The 17,562-nt window shown below is 68.8% G+C and carries 16 protein-coding genes and 1 pseudogene; 2 read left to right on the top strand and 15 right to left on the bottom strand.

The window, feature by feature from the left end:
- A partial coding sequence (locus tag AB1634_13785; protein ID MEW6220586.1) for an IS66 family transposase occupies positions 1-186 on the top strand: 186 nt, incomplete at its 5' end.
- A gap of 364 nt (positions 187-550) precedes the next feature.
- On the opposite strand, the gene AB1634_13780 is transcribed toward AB1634_13785, so the two are convergent.
- A complete protein-coding gene (locus AB1634_13780; protein MEW6220585.1) occupies positions 551-1,249 on the bottom strand; it encodes a metallophosphoesterase in 699 nt (232 codons plus the stop codon).
- A 36-nt stretch (positions 1,250-1,285) separates the two neighbouring features.
- Between AB1634_13780 and AB1634_13775 the strand changes: the two genes are divergently transcribed.
- On the top strand, positions 1,286-2,050 hold the full coding sequence (locus AB1634_13775) for a lysophospholipid acyltransferase family protein (protein ID MEW6220584.1): 765 nt from the start codon (positions 1,286-1,288) through the stop codon (positions 2,048-2,050).
- Here AB1634_13775 and AB1634_13770 read toward each other — a convergent pair.
- From AB1634_13770 to dnaB, 14 genes and pseudogenes are all read right to left on the bottom strand, one after another.
- Positions 2,021-2,947, bottom strand: coding sequence for an LD-carboxypeptidase (locus AB1634_13770; GenBank protein ID MEW6220583.1), 927 nt, complete (start codon positions 2,945-2,947; stop codon positions 2,021-2,023). The genes AB1634_13775 and AB1634_13770 overlap by 30 nt on opposite strands.
- Positions 2,925-3,704: a type III pantothenate kinase gene (locus AB1634_13765; GenBank protein MEW6220582.1), complete on the bottom strand. Its 780-nt coding sequence runs from the start codon at positions 3,702-3,704 to the stop codon at positions 2,925-2,927. The genes AB1634_13770 and AB1634_13765 overlap by 23 nt, the downstream gene beginning before the upstream one ends.
- A gap of 2 nt (positions 3,705-3,706) precedes the next feature.
- Positions 3,707-5,059 carry a phosphoglucosamine mutase gene (gene glmM / locus AB1634_13760; protein MEW6220581.1) on the bottom strand — a complete coding sequence of 451 codons (1,353 nt, stop codon included), beginning with the start codon at positions 5,057-5,059 and terminating at the stop codon, positions 3,707-3,709.
- A gap of 57 nt (positions 5,060-5,116) precedes the next feature.
- Positions 5,117-6,106 (bottom strand): CdaR family protein, encoded by a 990-nt coding sequence (locus AB1634_13755; GenBank protein ID MEW6220580.1) that lies wholly within the window; start codon positions 6,104-6,106, stop codon positions 5,117-5,119.
- On the bottom strand, positions 6,079-6,873 hold the full coding sequence (gene cdaA / locus AB1634_13750) for a diadenylate cyclase CdaA (protein MEW6220579.1): 795 nt from the start codon (positions 6,871-6,873) through the stop codon (positions 6,079-6,081). Before cdaA ends, AB1634_13755 begins: the two co-directional genes overlap by 28 nt.
- Before the next feature lie 451 nt (positions 6,874-7,324).
- Entirely contained in the window at positions 7,325-7,660 is a 336-nt protein-coding gene (locus tag AB1634_13745; GenBank protein ID MEW6220578.1) for a type II toxin-antitoxin system PemK/MazF family toxin, read from the bottom strand.
- A complete protein-coding gene (locus tag AB1634_13740) occupies positions 7,657-7,887 on the bottom strand; it encodes a ribbon-helix-helix domain-containing protein (GenBank protein ID MEW6220577.1) in 231 nt (76 codons plus the stop codon). The genes AB1634_13745 and AB1634_13740 overlap by 4 nt, the downstream gene beginning before the upstream one ends.
- A gap of 84 nt (positions 7,888-7,971) precedes the next feature.
- Positions 7,972-11,784, bottom strand: a complete 3,813-nt coding sequence (gene hrpA, locus AB1634_13735; protein ID MEW6220576.1) for an ATP-dependent RNA helicase HrpA — start codon at positions 11,782-11,784, stop codon at positions 7,972-7,974.
- A 92-nt stretch (positions 11,785-11,876) separates the two neighbouring features.
- Entirely contained in the window at positions 11,877-12,281 is a 405-nt protein-coding gene (locus AB1634_13730; protein MEW6220575.1) for a DUF2784 domain-containing protein, read from the bottom strand.
- Between the two features lie 90 nt (positions 12,282-12,371).
- Positions 12,372-12,695 (bottom strand): hypothetical protein, encoded by a 324-nt coding sequence (locus AB1634_13725; protein ID MEW6220574.1) that lies wholly within the window; start codon positions 12,693-12,695, stop codon positions 12,372-12,374.
- A 79-nt stretch (positions 12,696-12,774) separates the two neighbouring features.
- A pseudogene (locus AB1634_13720) lies at positions 12,775-13,242 on the bottom strand (class I SAM-dependent methyltransferase).
- Complete coding sequence (gene lptE, locus AB1634_13715; GenBank protein ID MEW6220573.1) at positions 13,133-13,657, bottom strand: LPS assembly lipoprotein LptE; 525 nt, start codon at positions 13,655-13,657, stop codon at positions 13,133-13,135. The pseudogene AB1634_13720 and the gene lptE overlap by 110 nt, the downstream one beginning before the upstream one ends.
- Positions 13,654-16,155: a leucine--tRNA ligase gene (gene leuS, locus AB1634_13710; protein ID MEW6220572.1), complete on the bottom strand. Its 2,502-nt coding sequence runs from the start codon at positions 16,153-16,155 to the stop codon at positions 13,654-13,656. Before leuS ends, lptE begins: the two co-directional genes overlap by 4 nt.
- Positions 16,156-16,211: 56 nt before the next feature.
- A complete protein-coding gene (dnaB, locus tag AB1634_13705) occupies positions 16,212-17,561 on the bottom strand; it encodes a replicative DNA helicase (protein ID MEW6220571.1) in 1,350 nt (449 codons plus the stop codon).
- Position 17,562: the final 1 nt, after the last annotated feature.

Genomic DNA, 17,562 nt, shown 5'->3' with positions numbered 1-17,562 from the left:
TTCGCCGTCCTCTGGCGGAAGCGATCCCTCGGCACCTACAGCGAAAAGGGCTGCCGCTGGGTCGAACGGATTCTCACCGTGCGCCAGACCTGCCGCCTCCGCGGCCAGCCCACCTTCCCCATCGTCGACGACGCCATCGCCGCCGCCAAAGGCCAACCTCCGGACCTCTCCTGGCTCAAGCAGTAACCGCGACTCCGCCACCCCAGGCCCCGAGCTGGCTCGGGCGTCCCCCCCTGTGATCAGGTACGATCAACCGGCTGCTCGATGCCGGACGCGGCGGGTTTGCCGGTGGACTGACCACCCGGAAATACGCCAGCATGACCAGGGCCAGCCGAGCGACCAGTTATCGGGAGATCAGCGACCTCCTGAACAAAGGGATGTTGATCAGGAATCCCGGTGAAGGACGCAGCGTCAGCTACGAGTTGGTCTGGCCAGACTGAGCCTTCCTGGATCACACGCCTGCTGGCAGAATCGCCGACACCACCGAAGAGGCCACCTCGGGCGATGGTCGCTGCCGCCGGCTGGTCTCCTCACCAGGATGCCCGGGGGCTCACAGAATGAGTCCGACCAGGGAGGCATCCGGGGCCGGTGCCGGGCCTTTGACCTGGACGAAGGTCATCTCCGGCAGCACCAGGCAGGTGAGATGGCCGCCGTAGACCGCGCCGGTGTCGAGGCCGATCTTGTTGGCCTGGACCAGGGGCTCGGGGAAGGGGGTGTGGCCGAAGACCACCCTCTTGCCAAAATCGTGGCGGCTGTCGAGAAACTCGTCCCGGATCCACAGGCGGACACTGGCGGGCTGGCGGTGGAGGGGAAGCCCGGGCCGGAGGCCGGCGTGGACATAGATGTGCTGGTCGTCCTCCCAGTAGGGCAGCAGGTCCTGGAGGAAGGCCTGGTGGCTGGCGGGCAGCTTCGGCCGCTCCCGCGCAAAGGGGTTGGCCACCCCGTAGCTTTCGAGGGTGGCCAGGCCGCCCAGGCCAAAGTAGTCGTACAACGACATGCCCCCGGGGGGCGAGCCGGCCAGATAGTCCAAGAGCATCCGCTCGTGGTTGCCCATGAGGGCGATCACCTGGAATTTCCGGCGGAGAGCGAGTATGGTGTCCACGACGCCCCGGGGGTCCGGGCCGCGGTCCAGGTAATCCCCCAGGAAGACGAAGGTGTCGCCGGCAGCCGGGGGCCCCAGCTGAGCCAGGAGCTGGGCCAGGGTGTCCCGGCAGCCGTGGATGTCCCCGATCACCAGGCGCCGGCCCATGCCCGCCTCCCCCGTGGTCTTTCAGGATCCGTTCCCATGCCCATCCGCCATCTGCCCCGCGCCGTGGTGACCCTCGCCGGTATCCCGTTTCTGACCTTTCTCACCAGCATCATGGCCATTCTGGTGGTGGTGGTGCTCCGGCGGCCTCCCGAGGCCGCCCACCGCCTGGCTATCTGGTGGGCCCGGACCATCGTCCGCCTGGCCGGTGTCACCGTGGAGGTGCAGGGCGGCGAGGACCTGGTGCCCGGTCAGCCGTACATCTTCGCCGCCAACCACCGGAGCCAGTTCGACATCTTTGCCCTGCAAGGCTTTCTGGGGCATTCCTTCCGCTGGCTGGCCAAGAAGGAGCTCTTCGCCATCCCCGTCTTCGGCCGGGGCATGCGGGCCGCAGGCTACATCCCGGTGGACCGGGCGCACGGCCGGGCCGCCCTGGTCAGCCTGGCAGAGGCCGCAGGCCGCATCGCCAGCGGCGTGTCGGTGATCATCTTTCCCGAAGGCACCCGCTCCCGGGACGGCCGGCTGCAGCCCTTCAAGGCCGGGGTCATGGTGCTGGCGCTCAAGGCCGGGGTGCCGGTGGTGCCGGTGGCCGTGGCCGGCACCTATCAGATCCTGCCCAAGGGCAAGCTCCTGGTCAACCCCGGATCCATCGCCATCCGGATCGGCAGGCCGATTCCCACCAGGGATCGGAAGCCGGCGGACAAACAGCTCTTGGCCGACGAGGTGCGCCAGGCGGTGGCCCGGCTGCTCGGGGAAGAGACAGCGCCTGCCGCCTCAGACCAGGCAGGGCTCCAGGAAGCGTAGGGCCCCGGCGGCGGCATCCATCTCCACCCGCACCCCCAGGGGCAGGATGCGGTTCTTTCCGCCGTGCCCCACCGGCAGCCCGGACCAGACCGGGATGCCCATCCCGGCCACCAGCTCGCAGGCCCGCGCCTCGATTTTGGCCATCTCGCCGCAGGAGACGAACTCCCCGAGGATGAGGCCGGCCAGGCCCTGCAGGCGGCCGCTGGCGGCCAGATGGGTGAGCAGGCGGTCCACCCGGTAGGTGGCCTCGTGGACGTCTTCCAGGAACAGGATGGCGCCGCGGAAGGACAGCTCCCAGGGCGTGCCCACGAGGTGGACCAGGTTGGTGAGATTGCCGCCCAGAAGCCGGCCCTGGGCGTGGCCCGGGACGAGGATGCGCAGGCTGTCGGCGGTCAGGACCGGGGGCAGGGGGCTGGCGAGGGTGGCGAGCCAGGCCGCCAGATCGTCAGGCCCCAGCCGGGGCAGGCCGGTGGCCATCGGCCCGTGGAAGGTGACGAGGCGGGTGCGGGCCAGGATGGCCGTCAGGAGCACGGTGAGGTCGGAAAACCCCACGTAGATCTTGGGCTGCCGGGCCAGGGTCCGGAAGGGCAGAAGGGGCAGCAGGCGCAGGCAGCCGTAGCCCCCCCGGAGGGCGACCACGGCCCGCACCGCCGGATCGGTGGCCAGGGCCATGAAGCCGGCGGCCCGCTCCTGGTCGGTGCCGGCCAGGTAGCCGCCGGCAGCCAACAGGCCCGGCGCCAGCTGGACCCGGTAGCCGTGGCGGGCCAGCAGCTCGAGGCCGGCGGTCAGCTCCTGCCGGGCGGCCAGGGGCCCGGCCGGCGCGACGATGCCGACGGTGTCGCCGGGCGAAAGGCGCGGTGCCCGCCGCAGGGGCTCACCGACGGGACGCGGTCGCATGGATGCGGGCCAGGCCTTCCAGGGTGAGATGGGGGTAGACCGCCTCGATGCAGGCGGCATGGGGGGCGATGGTTGCGGCCCAGCCGCCGGTGGCCAGCACCCTGGGCGCCGGCGGTGCCATCTCGCCGGCCAGGCGCGCCACCAGGCCATCCACCAGGCTGGCGTAGCCGAAAACCACCCCGGAGCGGATGGCCGCCCCGGGGTCGGTGCCGATGGCAGCAGCCGGCGGCTCCTCCAGATCCACCCGGGGCAGCCGGGCGGTCTTCTCGGCCAGGGCGGCGAGACCAAGGCCCACCCCGGGCACGATGGCCCCGCCCAGAAAGGCGCCGTCGGCGGCCACGCAGTCGAAGGTGGTGGCGGTGCCGAAATCCACCACCACCACCGCCTGCCGGCAGCGGTGGTAGGCAGCCAGCGCATTGACCAGGCGGTCCGGACCGACCTGCCCGGGCCGGGCCAGCCGGATGGGCATCCCCAGCCTGCAGTCCGGATCCCCCACCACCAGGGCCTCCTGGCCCAGGAGTGTCCGGGCCACCTGCCGCCAGCCCTTCTCCAGGGCCGGCACCACCGAGGCCACCACCATCCCGTCCAGGTCGGAGGCCGCAAGCCCGGCCAGGGACAGCAGGCCGGCCAGGGTCACCGCCAGCTCGTCGCCGGTCTGGCGGGGCTCGCTGGCCAGCCGCCAGTGACGAGCCAGGTCCGGACCGGCAAAGAGGCCCAGCACGGTGTGGCTGTTGCCGGCATCCACCGCCAGGAGCATGGTCAGGCCAGGTCCGCCTTCTTGACCAGGCTGCACAGCTCGTCCGCCATGGCCTCGATCTCGTCGGCCCTTTCCCCTTCCACCATCACCCGCAGCACCGGCTCGGTGCCGGAGTTGCGCACCAGGATGCGGCCGCGGTCGCCGAGCTGGGCGGTGAAAACGTCCAGCTGCTCCGGAAAGCCCGGGATCTGGGCCGGCTCCAGGCGGCGGCTCGTCTTGACATTCTTCAGCACCTGGGGATAGCGCTCCATGATCCTGGTCAGCTCCGACAGGGGACGGCCCTGCTTTTTCATCACCGCCAGGAGCTGCAAGGCGGCCAGAATCCCGTCACCGGTGGTGTTGTGGTCCAGGAAGATGAGGTGGCCGGACTGCTCGCCGCCGAAGTTGTAGCCCTTCTGGCGCATCTCCTCCACCACGTAGCGGTCCCCCACCCGGGTGCGCACCAGCTGGCCGCCCAGGGTGGCCATGGCCTTCTCCAGGCCCATGTTGCTCATCACCGTGGCCACCAGGGTCTTCTTGCGGAGCTTCTTCTTGGCCATGAGATCAGCGGCACACACCGCCATGATCTGGTCGCCGTCCACGATGGAGCCCTGCTCGTCGGCGATGATGACCCGGTCGCCGTCGCCATCCAAAGCGATGCCGAGGTCGGCGCCCAGGCTTTTGACCTGGGCCGCCATCTTGTCGGGATGGAGGGCGCCACAGCCGTCATTGATGTTCTTGCCGTCTGGATGCACCCCCAGGGCGGTGACCTTGGCCCCCAGCTCCTCGAAGACCGCCGGTGCCACCACATAGGTGGCGCCATGGGCGCAGTCGAGGACGATGTGCAGGCCGTCCAGGGTGTACTTCTTGGGAAAGGTGTTCTTGAGGAAGACCGTGTACCGGCCCCGGGCGTCTTCGATCCGCTTCGCCTTGCCGATCTCCTCGGCCACCGGCCGGAGGGTGGTGATCTTCTGGGAGAAGATGAGGTCCTCGATGTTGGCCTCCATCTCGTCCGGCAGCTTGAAGCCGTCGCCGAAAAAGATCTTGATGCCATTGTCCTGGAAGGGGTTGTGGGAGGCGGAGATCACCACCCCGGCATCGGCGCGCATGGAGGTGGTGATGAAGGCGATGCCCGGGGTGGGCAGGGGGCCCACCAGCAGGACATCCACCCCCATGGAGCAGATGCCGGCCGCCAGGGCGTTCTCGATCATGTAGCCGGACAGCCGCGTATCCTTGCCGATGACGATCTGGGTGCGGCGATGGCGGTCCTTGACCAGGAAGGCGATGCCGCGGCCGATCTGCATGGCGATTTCCGTGGTCATGGGGTAGGTGTTGGCCACCCCCCGCACGCCGTCGGTTCCAAAGAGCTTGCGCATGGCTTGATCCTTCATGGGATGGGGAAAGTGCCCTGGGAAGCTGCCAGGGCAGCGGGACTACTGGGGAGACAGACCGGGGGCCGGCAGGGAGGACGGCGGCAGCTCCACGGTCACCTCGGGGGGCTCGATGGCGAGGATGCGGGTCCGCTCCGGACCGACCGCGTCCACCCGGCGCTGCTGGCTGCCGGGTGTCAGCCCGTCCACGGCCACGGCGGCGGAGAACATCGACTTGAGATCCTTTTTGCCTTTGATGACGCTCAAAGGCAGCTCGGCCCGGATATCCACCCGCTCCGGCTTCAGAACCACGGAGGACGGGCCGTTGCCGGTGATCCGCACCGGCACCCCCCGCACCAGCCGCTCCTCGGTCTTTTCCAGGATGGCGATCTGGGCGGTTACCACCGTATCGCCAATGAGCTCGGACAGGGAGGGGTTGAGCGCCAGATGCACCAGGCGGGTGGTGGAGGCGGACAGGCCGCGGACGTCGATGGGGTCGGTGGTCAGGTAGTCCAGGGGCGACAGGAAGCTCTTGGGCCCGGAGATGTCCAGCTTGGCCGGCTCCACGGTCACCGAATGGACGACAAAGCCCTCGGCGGGCTGGCCGTCTGCCAGGGGCCGGATGGGCAGCTCCTTGCGGATCAGGGTGTCCAGCAGCAGGTTGATATGGCTGGGCTGGATGCGCTGCACCGTCACCCCCCGGGGGAAACGGATGTCCGCGGTCTGGTTCTGGATGACGACCGGACCCGGGGTCGCCCGGGTCAGGTCCACCGCCCGGGTGAGGTTCTGGTCGCCCAGGGCGCGGATGACGCTGCGGGGGCCGTTCACCGTCACCTCCAGCTGCTTCTTGAAGGGGTTGGCGATGACCAGGCCCTGGGGCAGGTTCAGGATCTCCACCGGCACGATGACCGTGGTGTCCACCTTGTCCTCACCCACCACGAAGTACCACAGGAACATGGCAAAAAGGAATGACAGCAGCCGCAGGTGCCAGTCCTTGGGCCAGTTGATCTCCGGCAACGGAGTGCTCAGGATTTCGCGAACCAGTTTCGCCATAGGGGGGTCTTGTACTCTTCCGGCACGAAGATCTTCTCCAGCTCGGAGCGCAGGGTGGCCACGTCCATGTTGGTGGTGATGGCGCCGTGGCGGACCAGGGAGATGCGCTGGGTCTCCTCGGAAACGACGATGATCACCGCATCCGTCTCTTCGGACAGGCCGATGGCCGCCCGGTGGCGGGTGCCCAGCTCCTTGCTGATATAGGGGTTCTTGCTGAGGGGCAACAGACAGCCGGCGGTGACGATGCGGTCCTTGCGGATCACCACCCCGCCGTCGTGGAGCAGCGAGGATGGCTGGAAGAGGGTGACCAGGAGCTCCTTGGAGAGCCGGGCGTCGATGGGATGGCCGCTCTCCAGGTAGTCCTTAAGGCCGGTCTCCCGCTCCAGGATGATGAGGGCGCCGATCTTGCGCTTGGACAGGAACTGGGCAGTGACGATCACCTCGTCCAGGACATAGATGGCCGCTTCCTTGGACTTGAAGATGGGCGGCGTCTGGCCGACCTGGGTCAGGGCCCGGCGGATGTCCCGCTGGAAGATGATGATGATGACGAGGAAGATGGAGCTTAGAAAGGTGCCCAGGAGCCAGTACAGGGTGAAGAGCTCGAACTCCCGGGCCAGGAAGTAGACCACGAGCAGGATGGCCAGGCCCGCCAGCATCTGCACCGCCCGCGTGCCCCGGATCATGAGGATGATGCGGTAGATGAGATAGGAGACGACCAGAATGTCGACCCCGTCCTGCCAGCGAAGGGCTCTCAGCAAGTCCAGCATGGGTATGGCGCGCCCGGTCCGAAGAGAAGCGCATCGCGGCCCCCTCCGGGCCGCTCGCACAAAGGAGACGTATCATACACCATCCGGACGGCACAGTGAAAAGGCATTTTGCCCCCGGTCGCATCAGCCGTCCTCCTCCAGCCACAGGAGGCCCAGGTCCATGGGGATGGCCGCAAACGGCTCCACCTGCACCTGGTCATTCTCGGCATAGGTACCGAGCACCACCCACCTGCCGGCCTGACGGCCGTGGAGTGGCCACCAGCTCGCCGTCGATGATCTCTCCGGTCACGCCCTCGGGGAGGTCGTTGAGATCGGCGTAGACGGTTCTTCTCCGGGCTGGCTCCGACATGGTGTGCTTCTGGGCTGTATGTGGGGCGTGTAGCCGCGTAACGCCACCTCTTTTCCCTGCGGAGAGGAGGCACGGGGGGAACAATTGCCGTCCAGCCCAAGTCTACTGCATGCCCACCAGGTCCAACGCGATATGCAACGCCTCATCAAGCGCGTCCATCTTTGCCGCTGGCAGGACGCCCACGTAGTTGGTCAAGACCGATTTGGGCAGGCTGACCAGCTCATCACAGTGAATGCTGCTGTCGTGCTTGAGGCCTTCATCGATGCCGACGGGCACCTGTGTGGATAGGCCATGGTGAGCCGAATAGACGGGAGCGCAGATGACTGTCGAGAAGCGTGATTCGATAAGCACCTGGCGGCTGACCACGACAAACACCCGCTGCTTCCGCGGGTCCCGCGCCAGGGGACTGGCCACCCGATAAAGCTCGCCTCTCTTCACGGCATGACCTGGTAGTCCAGCACCTCAGCCGCTTCCTGATTCAGCCGGTCCGCCTCCCGGTTGAGGATGGCAAGATCTCTCCTCTCCCGCTCCAGGCGAAGGAGTTGCGCCACATAGGCACGGACGGCCGTTTCAATAAAGGCGGAGCGGTTTTTGAAATCCCCCGACCACTGATCGATCGCCGCCAGAACATCGTCAGACAGGGTGATAGAAGTCTTGATTTTCATACCGCAAACATACTCTCGCCGCCTGGCCGAGTCAATCAGCCGCCGGCGCCGAGCGCCCTGCCCAAGGCGTGGCGCGGGGTGATCTCAGCGCCCGGCGCCACCCAGGCCCAGCTCCTGCCATTTCTCGTCCAGCCGTTTGGCGGATACCGGCAGGCGGGTGCCCAGCTCCGGGGCGAAGAGGGAGACCTGGAATTCGGCCAGAAGCTGCCGGTATTCCACCAGGCGGCTCCGCTGCTCGGCGGTCAGGGCCTCCGGCCGGATGCCGGTCAGCCGCTCCAGGTGCCGCTCCAGCTGCCGCGCCTTGTCGCTGTCCCGGGCCGGCGCGGCGTGGGCCCGCTCCACCCGCACCGCCAGGGCCTTGAGATAGCGCGGCAGGTCGGCCAGATCAGCGAAGGTCATGGTGGTCAAAAAATCCCGGGGCACGATCCGGGCTACCTCCTGGCGGTAGTGGGCGAAGCGGGCGGCATCAGCCGGGCTGCGGCCGGCCAGGCCCTCGAAGCGGCCGATGACCACGATGGTCGCCCGGCGCTCCCCCAGCACCGCCAGCACCCCCTCCCGGATCCGGCGGCCCTGCCGGGCCAACTCGCCGCCGGCAAGCCCTGCCTTCAGGGTCTCCCAGGCCGCCTTCTCCGGCATCACGCCGCTGGCGGCCTGGAACAGCTCGGTGAGGATGAAGGACATCAGATCCTGGTGGAAGCCGGTCTCGTCGCCAAAGCCTTCATAGAGCAGCCACTGGTTGCGGGGGAGACGCCAGTCCTTTTTGAGGAGCCGCAGCTCACTGGCAAAGGCCAGGCTGGCCCAGGCCACCAGGCCGGCCCGGCCGAGCTGCGCCCGCTCCTCGGCCGTGGCGAAGAGCTGGATCCCCAGGCTGCCGTCCGGGCTGACCGCCAGGCCCGGGTAGGCGAAGCCCGCCGGCCCGGGGCCGGCCTCGGTGAGGGGCAGCCGCTCCGGCAGCTCCGGGAAGGGGGCAAGGCCGATGCCGGTGCGCTGCCAGCGCTGGCGCAGGGTCGTAAGGCGGCGGTCCCCCACCGCCGGCAGGGGCTCCTGCACCAGGTCCGACCACTGGCGACTGGCCCGCACCGTGCGGCCCTGGTCATCCACCACCGCCAGCCGCAGCCGCAGATGGTCGGGGATGGCGGCCCCGGCCCAGGCCTGGCGGGGGATGCGCAGGCCGAAGAGCTGCAGGATCCGCCGCTCCAGCGCGGCGAAAAGAGAGCCCTCTGTCGGGTCGAGGCCCTGGCACAGCCGGGAGGCGGTCTGGGGGATCGGCACCAGCTCTTTGCGGATGGACTTCGGCAGGCCCCGGAGAAGGGCCACCACCTTCTCCTCCAGAAGGCCCGGCACCGTCCACTCGAAGGCCTCGGCCGGCAGCGCGCGCACCAGATCGGCGGGCAGCATGACCGTGACGCCATCGTCCTCGGCTCCATGCTGGAAGCGGTAGCTTAGGGGCAGGACGGTGCCGGCCATCGCAAGCTCTTCGGGAAAGCGGTGCCGGTCCTCGGCGGACGGTTGCTGCCTCAGGAGATCGGCCTCGGTCAGGCGCAGAGAGTCGTCGCCCCCCCGGCGCCGGATGAGCCGGTCGAGACCACTTTGGCTGGCGATGCCCGCCGGCAGCCGGGTCTGGTAGAAGGCGAAGATCGTCTCGTCATCCACCCTGAGATCCCGCCGCCGGAAGCGGTCCTCGAGAAGCTCCACGGCCTGGATCAGGGCCTGGTTGTGGGCCAGGAAGGCGTAGCGGCCCCGCAGCTCGCCGGCCATGAGCCCTTCCCGGATGAAGATGGCGCGAGCCGCCTCCCGGTCGATGCGGGCGAAGTCGATGCGCCGGCCGGCCTCCACCGTGAGCCCGAACAGGGTCACCCGCTCGCACGCCGTCACCTGACCCCGGCTCTTCTCCCAGCGGGGCTCGCTGTGGGTGTACCGGCACAGATCGCCGGCCAGGGGCTCCAGCCATTCCGGCCGGATGGCGGTCACGGTGCGGGCATAGAGCCGGGTGGTCTCCACCAGCTCGGCCGCGACGATCCAGGCCGGGGCGCGGTTGAACAGCACGCTGCCAGGATGGATCATCGCCGGCCGGCCGTGGGCGGCGGTGTAAAGGTTACGCTCCTTCTTCACCGCGATGTTGCGCAACAGACCAGCCAGGAGGGCCTGGTGGATGCTGTCTGCCGCGGCGGGCAGCTCGTTGGCGACAAAGCCCTCCTCCTCGGCCAGCACCTCCCGGATCTGGTCGTGGACCTCCCGCCACTCCCGCAGCCGGTTGAAGGACAGGAAGTTGGCCCGGCAGTACTTGCGGAAGCGGCCCTGGCTCTTCACCTGGTCCCAGACCGCCATGGCCTGGCGCCAGATGCCAAGCAGGGTGAGGAAGTCGGAGGTCGGATCGGCAAAGGCCTTGTGGGCCGCCTCGGCCTCTGCCTCGCGGTCCGCCGGCCGTTCCCGGGGATCCTGCACCGACAGGCCGGCGGCGATCACCGTCACCTCGGCGAGGGCGTTCCGCTCCCGGGCCTCGATGATCATGCGGCTCACCGTGGGATCCAGGGGCAGGCGGGCCATGAGTCGGCCCCGGGGGGTGAGCTTTTTGGCGTCGTCGATGGCCCCCAGCTCCCGCAACAGGGCGAGGCCATCCCGGATCGCCCGGGAGGAGGGCCGGTCGATGAAGGGGAAGGCCTCCGGATCCCCCAGATCCAGGGCGAGGAGGCGCAAAATGACCTCGGCCAGGTTGGCCCGCAGGATCTCCGGCGGCGTGAAGCGCGGCCGGTCGGTGTAATCCGCCTCGCTGTACAGCCGGATGCAGATGCCTGGCCCCAGGCGGCCGCACCGGCCCAGGCGCTGGTCCGCCGACGAGCGGGAGATCGGCAGGATCGGCAGGCCGTGGGTGCGGGCCCGGGGGTTGTAGACCGAAAGGCGGGCCAGGCCGGTGTCCACCACGTAGCGGATGCCCGGCACGGTGACCGAGGTTTCGGCAACGTTGGTCGCCACCACGATCCGCTGGCCCGGGCCAGGCTGGAAGATCCGCGCCTGGCCGGCGGCGGACAGCCGGCCGAACATGGGCAGCACCGTGGCCCCGGCCAGGCGCTCTCCCTCCAGGGTGGCCACCGTCTCCTGGATGTCCCGCTCGGTGGGCATGAACACCAGGATATCGCCGGCACGATCCCGGCTCCGGATCTCCCGCACCGCCGCCACCGCCCCGTCCACATGGGTGACCTCGCCGGCCTCCTCATCCTCCGCGCTCAAGGGCCGGTAACGGACCTCCACCGGATAGGTCCGGCCCGAGACCTCGATGACCGGTGCCCCGGCGAAGGCGGCCTGGAACTTCTCGGTATCGATGGTGGCCGAGGTGATGACCAGATGGAGATCCGGCCGCCGGGGCAGAAGCCGCCGGAGGATGCCCAGCAGGAAGTCGATGTTGAGGCTGCGCTCGTGGGCCTCGTCGACGATGATCGTGTCGTATGCGAGAAGATCCGGATCCGTCTGGGTCTCGGCCAGGAGCATGCCGTCGGTGACGAACTTGACCCGGGTGCCTGGCCGGGTCTGGTCCTGGAAACGGATCTTGTGGCCGACGAAGCCGGGGCCGCAGGCGGCCAGCTCTTCCGCCACCCGGGCCGCGACCGTGACGGCAGCGATGCGCCGCGGCTGGGTGCAGCCGATGCGGCCAAGTCGGCCCCGGCCGGCCGCCAGGCACATCTTGGGCAGTTGGGTGGTCTTGCCCGAGCCGGTGGCGCCGGTGACGATCACCACCTGCCGGCCGGCGATGGCGGCGACGATCTCCTCGTGATGGGCGCTGATCGGCAGCTCGGCCGGGTAGCGGATGGCGAGCGGCTCCACCGGCTGCCAGGCAGGCGGCCGGCTCCCGGCCGGCCGGGGTGGCTGGCGGGAGGAAGAAAGACGGCGGGAGCGGGGCACGTTGGTCTTCTGGGCAGGTTCGGGGCAGGGAAGGCCGGGCAGCTGACATGCCCCAGACGGTGATGGATCGCTCCCGGGTGCTGCTCGTTTTCTCAAGGGGCGTCGGACGGGCGCAACGTGTCTCTGTTCCGTCTTTCCAGGAGCAGAAAATAGCCCAGCACCAGCAGCCCGAACAGGGTGTAGACGGCGGTGCAGACCCGTGGCGGTACGTCCCAGTAGACGAGCCGGCCGAGCCAGTGCTGGAGAAAGGACTCGGTGGGCACCGGCTCGCCGGCCGCGGCCCGGTACTGGTACTCCAGCAGCGTGAGCGGGCACCAGCGGCCGGCCCAGGCCTGGAGGGTGATGAACAGGACCAGGCCCAGGTGCACCATCCGGGGAGAGCGGTGCAGCACCCAGCGCCAGCGGCGGTGGTAGCCAGCCATGAACAGGGCCTGGCCACCCACCACCAGGACCACGACCACGGCATGCAGGACCAGGATGAGGTCGGCGATCGGCATCGTGCTCCGGGGTTCCAGGCCTGGTCTACGCCCAGCAGCTCCCTGTCGGCGGTCCCCGGCCGGCCGTTCTCGGCCTCGGCCTCACAGGTTTCACCCCTTCCTGGCTGTCACCACGATGGTGCGGCCCAGGAGGATGGGCAGCCCGTTGAGGCTTTGCACCAGGGCCCGGTTGGAGTCGTCGATGGTGCGGTACTTCCTGGCTTCCCGCAAGCCGATCCAGGCCGCCATCAGCCGGATGGGCAGCCACCAGAGGATGAGCTTGCCCAGGCCGGAGCGCTGGTAGCGATCCACGGTGATGGCCATGCCGGTGAAGCCCAGCTCGGCCAGGGCATGGACGAGGTAGAAGACGGACACCGGATTGATATGGCCGGCGCAGGACTCCCGGGAGCGGTTGCCCACCGGCAGCGGCCCCATGAGAGGAGTCGAGGTTGAGCACGTTGGGGGTGGTGAGGACCAACAGCCCGCCGGGCCGCAAGACCCGAAATGCCTCCCGGAGGATGGCCCGGAAATCCTCCAGATGCTCAATGACCTCGGTGGCAGTGACCAGATCGAAGGCCGCATCCGGATAGGGCAGGTGCTGGTCGGCGTTGAGATCGACGATGTCGACCGTCTGGCCCGGAAGGCGCATCAGGTCAGCGGTGTAATCGCAGCACCGGGAGACAACGGCGAAGCGCTCCCGGAGCTGGCCGATCAGCTCGCCGCTGCCGGAGCCGATGTCCAGATGCTGCCAGGTGGCACCCCGGGGCAGATGGGCCGCGATCTGGCGGGCGACGGCCCGGTAGATGGGGCTGGTGCTCACCGGGCCCCTCGGGGCCTCTGCCGGCCGGCTCCGGTGCCGGGTCGGAGGGACCTCATGGCCCAGCCTCCCGGGTGGCCAGCACCCGGAAGCCCAGGCGCTCGGCCAGATTGCTGGCCAGGCGGGCCAGGGCCCGGTTGCGGTGGTCCCGGCTGGCAACGGCATCCTCGCCCACGGTGGCCGGCTCGTCCATGACCAGGGCTGGCTCGTGCCACAGGGTGCGGCCGTCGGCGGTGAGCAGGCGCACATCGCAGGTGACCTGGGCCCGCAGCTCCTCGGCCCGGTCGAAGGCCCCGTAAGCCCGGCCGGGCAGCCAGAGCTTGACGATGGAGCCTGCCAGCTCCAGCTCCGCCGGATCGCCGGAGCCGGTCACCACCAACCAGCCGGCCTTGCGGAACCAGTCCGCCAGGGCGCGCTGGAAGGTGGCCTCCAGCCCCAGCTCGTTGGAGCGGTTCTGCCACATCGGCAGCCGGATGGCCCGGTGCTGGCCGCCGGCCATGGTGGCAGCCGGATGGCGGTAGCCGCAGCCGGCGGCGAGCAGGCACACCCCGAAGAGGGCCAGGACCAGCCGGGTCATCATCCCGCCACCACCAGATTGACCAGCTTGTCCGGCACCACAATCGCCTTCCTGACCGGCTTGCCGGCCAAAAAGCGGAGCACCTTGTCGTCGGCCAGGGCCATGGCCTGCAGCTCGCCGCTGGCCGTGCCGGGGGGAACCGTCAGACGGCTGCGGAGCTTGCCGTTCACCTGCACCACCACGGTCACCAGGTCCTCCTGGGCCACCGCCGGGTCGAAGGCCGGCCAGGCGGCAAAGGCCAGGGGCTGGTCGTGGCCCAGGGTCTGCCACAGCTCCTCGGCCAGGTGGGGCACCATGGGGGAGAGCAGCGTCACCACGGCCTCGATGGCCTCCCGCAGCACCGCCGGCGCCACGGTTGTCGCTGCCTCGGCCGCGGTGGCGGCGGAGATGGCGTTGGTCAGCTCCATGATGGCGGCGATGGCGGTGTTGAAGTGCAGCCGGGTCTCGATGTCCTCGGTGACCTTGCGCATGGTCTGGTGGGTCTTGCGGTGCAGGTCCCGGCTGGCCGCATCGAGGTCCGCTGGCGCCGAGCCGGCTGCTGCCAGGACCGGCAGCTGCTCGTGCACCAGGCGCCAGACCCGGGACAGGAACCGGGAAGCCCCTTCCACCCCTTGGGTGCTCCACTCCAGATCCTTGTCCGGCGGCGCGGCGAAGAGGCTGAAGAGGCGCACCGTATCCGCGCCGTAGCGCTCGATCAGGGCGTCCGGATCCACGACATTGCCCTTGGATTTGGACATCTTGGCCCCGTCCTTGAGCACCATGCCCTGGGTGAGGAGCCTTGCGGCCGGCTCATCCACGGACAGATACCCCATGTCCCGCAGCACCTTGGTGAAGAACCGGGCATAGAGGAGATGGAGCACCGCGTGCTCGATGCCGCCGATGTACTGGTCCACCGGCAGCCAGGCCGCCACTGCCTGGGGGTCGAAGGGCCTGGTATCCTCCCGGGCCGAGGTGAAGCGGGCGAAGTACCAGGACGACTCCACAAAGGTGTCCATGGTGTCGGTGTCCCGTCGCCCCGGCCCGCCGCAGGCCGGGCAGGGGACGTGCACGAACTCGGCCATGGCAGGCAGCGGCGAGCGGCCGTCGGCGGGCCAGACGAAATCCGTGGGCAGCACCACCGGCAGGTCGGCCTCGGGCACCGGCTGCGGGCCGCAGGCCTGGCAGTGGATGATGGGGATGGGCGCTCCCCAGTACCGCTGCCGGGACAGGCCCCAGTCTCTGAGCTTGTAGGTGACGTGGGCCTGGCCGAAGCCCTCCTTCTCGGCCTGGGCGGTGATCGCCCCCTTGGCCTCCTGGGAGGGCAGGCCGGTGAAGGGACCGGAGGCCACCAGCACCCCCGGCTCCTCGTAGGCCGCGGTCAGGGCCGGCCGGCTGGCGGCCACCTCCTGGCCGGGCGGCACGATCACCTGCCGCACCGGCAGGCCGTAGCGGGTGGCGAATTCGAAGTCCCGCTGGTCGTGGGCCGGTACCGCCATCACCGCGCCGGTGCCGTATTCCATGAGCACGAAGTTGGCGGCCCAGATCGGCACCCGCTCGCCGGTGAACGGGTTGCGGCAATAGCGGCCGGTGAAGACCCCGGCCTTGTCCAGCTCCTGCTCATGCTCCTGGCGCTGGCGGGCGATGCGGGTCTCGGCCACGAAGCGGGCCAGCGCGGAATCCGCTCCCTCGCTGGCCACCACCTCGGCCACCATGGGGTGATCCACCGCCAGGCTCATGAAGGTGACGCCGAAGATGGTGTCCGGCCGGGTGGTGAAGATGGCCAAGGGCTGGTCGCTGCCCTCCACCGGGAACCGGACCAGGGCACCGGTGCTCTTGCCGATCCACTGGCGCTGCTGGCTGATCACCCGCTCCGGCCAGCCGGTAAGCTGGTCGAGGCCGGCAAGAAGCTCCTCGACGTAGGCGGTGATCCGGAAGAACCAGCAGGCCATCTCCCGGGGCTCCACCTCGGTGTGGCAGCGCCAGCAGGCTCCTCCCTCCACCTGCTCGTTGGCCAGCACCGTGTGGCAGCCCTCGCACCAGTTGACCGTGGTGAGCCTCTGGTAGACCAGGCCCCGGCGGAGCATCTCGATGAAGAAGCGCTGCTCCCAGCGGTAGTACTCCGGCGCACAGGTGGCCAGCTCCCGGTCCCAGTCATAGGACAGGCCCATGCGCTGGAGCTGCTTCTTCATGGCGGCGATGTTGTCGAAGGTCCAGGCCGCCGGGTGGATGCCTCTTTTGATGGCCGCGTTCTCCGCCGGCAGGCCGAAGGCGTCCCAGCCCATGGGATGGAGCACATCGAAGCCCTGCATCCGCTTGTAGCGGGCCAGGACATCGCCGATGGTGTAGTTGCGCACATGCCCCATGTGGATGGCCCCGGAAGGGTAAGGGAACATCTCCAGGACATAGTACTTGGGCCGCTGGGGCAGGAGGCCCACCCGCCAGGCCTGACTCTCCTGCCAGCGGGCCTGCCAGCGGGCCTCCACCGCGGCACTGTCGTAGTCGGGAATCTCGTTTGCGGTCATGGCTGCTCCTTGGGCTATTCCTGGCTGGTGATGCTGCAACACACTTCCCGCCCGCTTCAGTCGCCCGCGAAGCCTTCACCACGGGGGTCGCCCTGGGCCAGGTTTTCGAAGGTGCTGAAACGGTCCAAAAAGGTCATCATCACGGTGCCGGTGGGGCCGTTGCGCTGCTTGCCGATGATCACCTCAGCCAGCCCCCGGTTCGGATTGTCTTCCGCTTTGTTGTAGACCTCATCCCGGTAGATGAAGCAGATGAGGTCTGCATCCTGCTCGATCGCTCCCGATTCGCGAAGATCCGACAGCTGGGGCCGCTTGTTGGGCCGCTGCTCCACCGAGCGGTTGAGCTGGGACAGGGCCACCACCGGCACCGACAGCTCCTTGGCCATGGCCTTCAAGGCCCGGGAGATCTCGCTGATCTCCTGCTCCCGGCGCTCGGTGCGGCTGTGGCCCCGCATGAGCTGCAGGTAGTCCACCACCACCAGGCCCAGGTTGTGCTCGCTCTTGAGGCGCCGGGCCTTGGCCCGCATCTCGAGGGCAGTGATGGCCGGGGTGTCGTCGATGAAGATCGGGGCCTCGGAAAGACGCCCGGCCGCCCGGATGAGCTTCGGCCAGTCGGTCTCCTGGATGAAGCCGGTGCGCAGGCGGTGGGAATCCACCCGGCTCTCCGAGCACAAGAGCCGCATGCCCAGCTGCTCCTTGGACATCTCCAGGGAGAAGATCACCACCGGCACCTTCCGGTGGATGGCGGCGTGCTGCGCCATGTTCATGGCCAGGGCGGTCTTGCCCATGGAGGGCCGGCCGGCCAGGATGATGAGGTCCGAGGGCTGGAGGCCGGCGGTGCGCTTGTCGAATTCGGCATAACCGGTGGCCACACCGGTGATGAGCTCCTTGCGCTCATAGAGCCGCTCCACCATCTTGAAGGTGCCCTTGATGATGGTGCTCATGGGGAAGGTGGACTGGGAGCTCTTGGCCCGGGAGATCTCGAAGACGGTCTCCTCCACCTCGTTCAGGAGCTCGTCGATATCGTCCTGCTCCTCGTAACAGCGGGCAGCGATGTCCGAGCAGACCTGGATGAGACGCCGCAGCACCGACTTCTTGCGGACGATCTGGGCGTAATAAAGGATGTTGGCGGTGGAGGGCACCCCGTCGGTGAGGGCTGCCACCGCAGCCGGCCCACCGATCTCGTCGAGCTGGTTGCGCTCCTTGAGAATGTTGATGAGGGTGATGAGGTCCTGGGGCTCGTTGCGCTCCAGCAGGGTGATCAGGGCGGAGAAAATCCGGCGGTGGGCGGTGCGGTAGAAATCCTCGTCCTGGAGGATCTCGATGACCCGCAGCAGAGAGTCGTTCTGGAGAAGGGCGGCGCCCAGGACGCACTGTTCCGCCTCCAGGTTCTGGGGGGGCAGGCGCAGG

It is taken from the genome of Thermodesulfobacteriota bacterium (assembly GCA_040755095.1).
In the GTDB taxonomy this organism is placed as follows: Bacteria; Desulfobacterota; Desulfobulbia; order Desulfobulbales; family JBFMBH01; genus JBFMBH01.
The sequence above is the reverse complement of the archived record's forward strand: the minus strand, read 5'-3'. Positions and strand labels throughout refer to the sequence as shown.

Bases quoted from the DNA above. Each gene is read 5' to 3' on its own strand.
- AB1634_13780 (MEW6220585.1), bottom strand. From the start codon at position 1,249: ATGGGCCGGCGCCTGGTGATCGGGGACATCCACGGCTGCCGGGACACC.
- AB1634_13775 (MEW6220584.1), top strand. From the start codon at position 1,286: ATGCCCATCCGCCATCTGCCCCGCGCCGTGGTGACCCTCGCCGGTATC.
- AB1634_13770 (MEW6220583.1), bottom strand. From the start codon at position 2,947: ATGCGACCGCGTCCCGTCGGTGAGCCCCTGCGGCGGGCACCGCGCCTT.
- AB1634_13765 (MEW6220582.1), bottom strand. From the start codon at position 3,704: ATGCTCCTGGCGGTGGATGCCGGCAACAGCCACACCGTGCTGGGCCTC.
- glmM (MEW6220581.1), bottom strand. From the start codon at position 5,059: ATGCGCAAGCTCTTTGGAACCGACGGCGTGCGGGGGGTGGCCAACACC.
- AB1634_13755 (MEW6220580.1), bottom strand. From the start codon at position 6,106: ATGGCGAAACTGGTTCGCGAAATCCTGAGCACTCCGTTGCCGGAGATC.
- cdaA (MEW6220579.1), bottom strand. From the start codon at position 6,873: ATGCTGGACTTGCTGAGAGCCCTTCGCTGGCAGGACGGGGTCGACATT.
- AB1634_13740 (MEW6220577.1), bottom strand. From the start codon at position 7,887: ATGAAAATCAAGACTTCTATCACCCTGTCTGACGATGTTCTGGCGGCG.
- AB1634_13730 (MEW6220575.1), bottom strand. From the start codon at position 12,281: ATGCCGATCGCCGACCTCATCCTGGTCCTGCATGCCGTGGTCGTGGTC.
- AB1634_13725 (MEW6220574.1), bottom strand. From the start codon at position 12,695: ATGGGGCCGCTGCCGGTGGGCAACCGCTCCCGGGAGTCCTGCGCCGGC.
- lptE (MEW6220573.1), bottom strand. From the start codon at position 13,657: ATGATGACCCGGCTGGTCCTGGCCCTCTTCGGGGTGTGCCTGCTCGCC.
- leuS (MEW6220572.1), bottom strand. From the start codon at position 16,155: ATGACCGCAAACGAGATTCCCGACTACGACAGTGCCGCGGTGGAGGCC.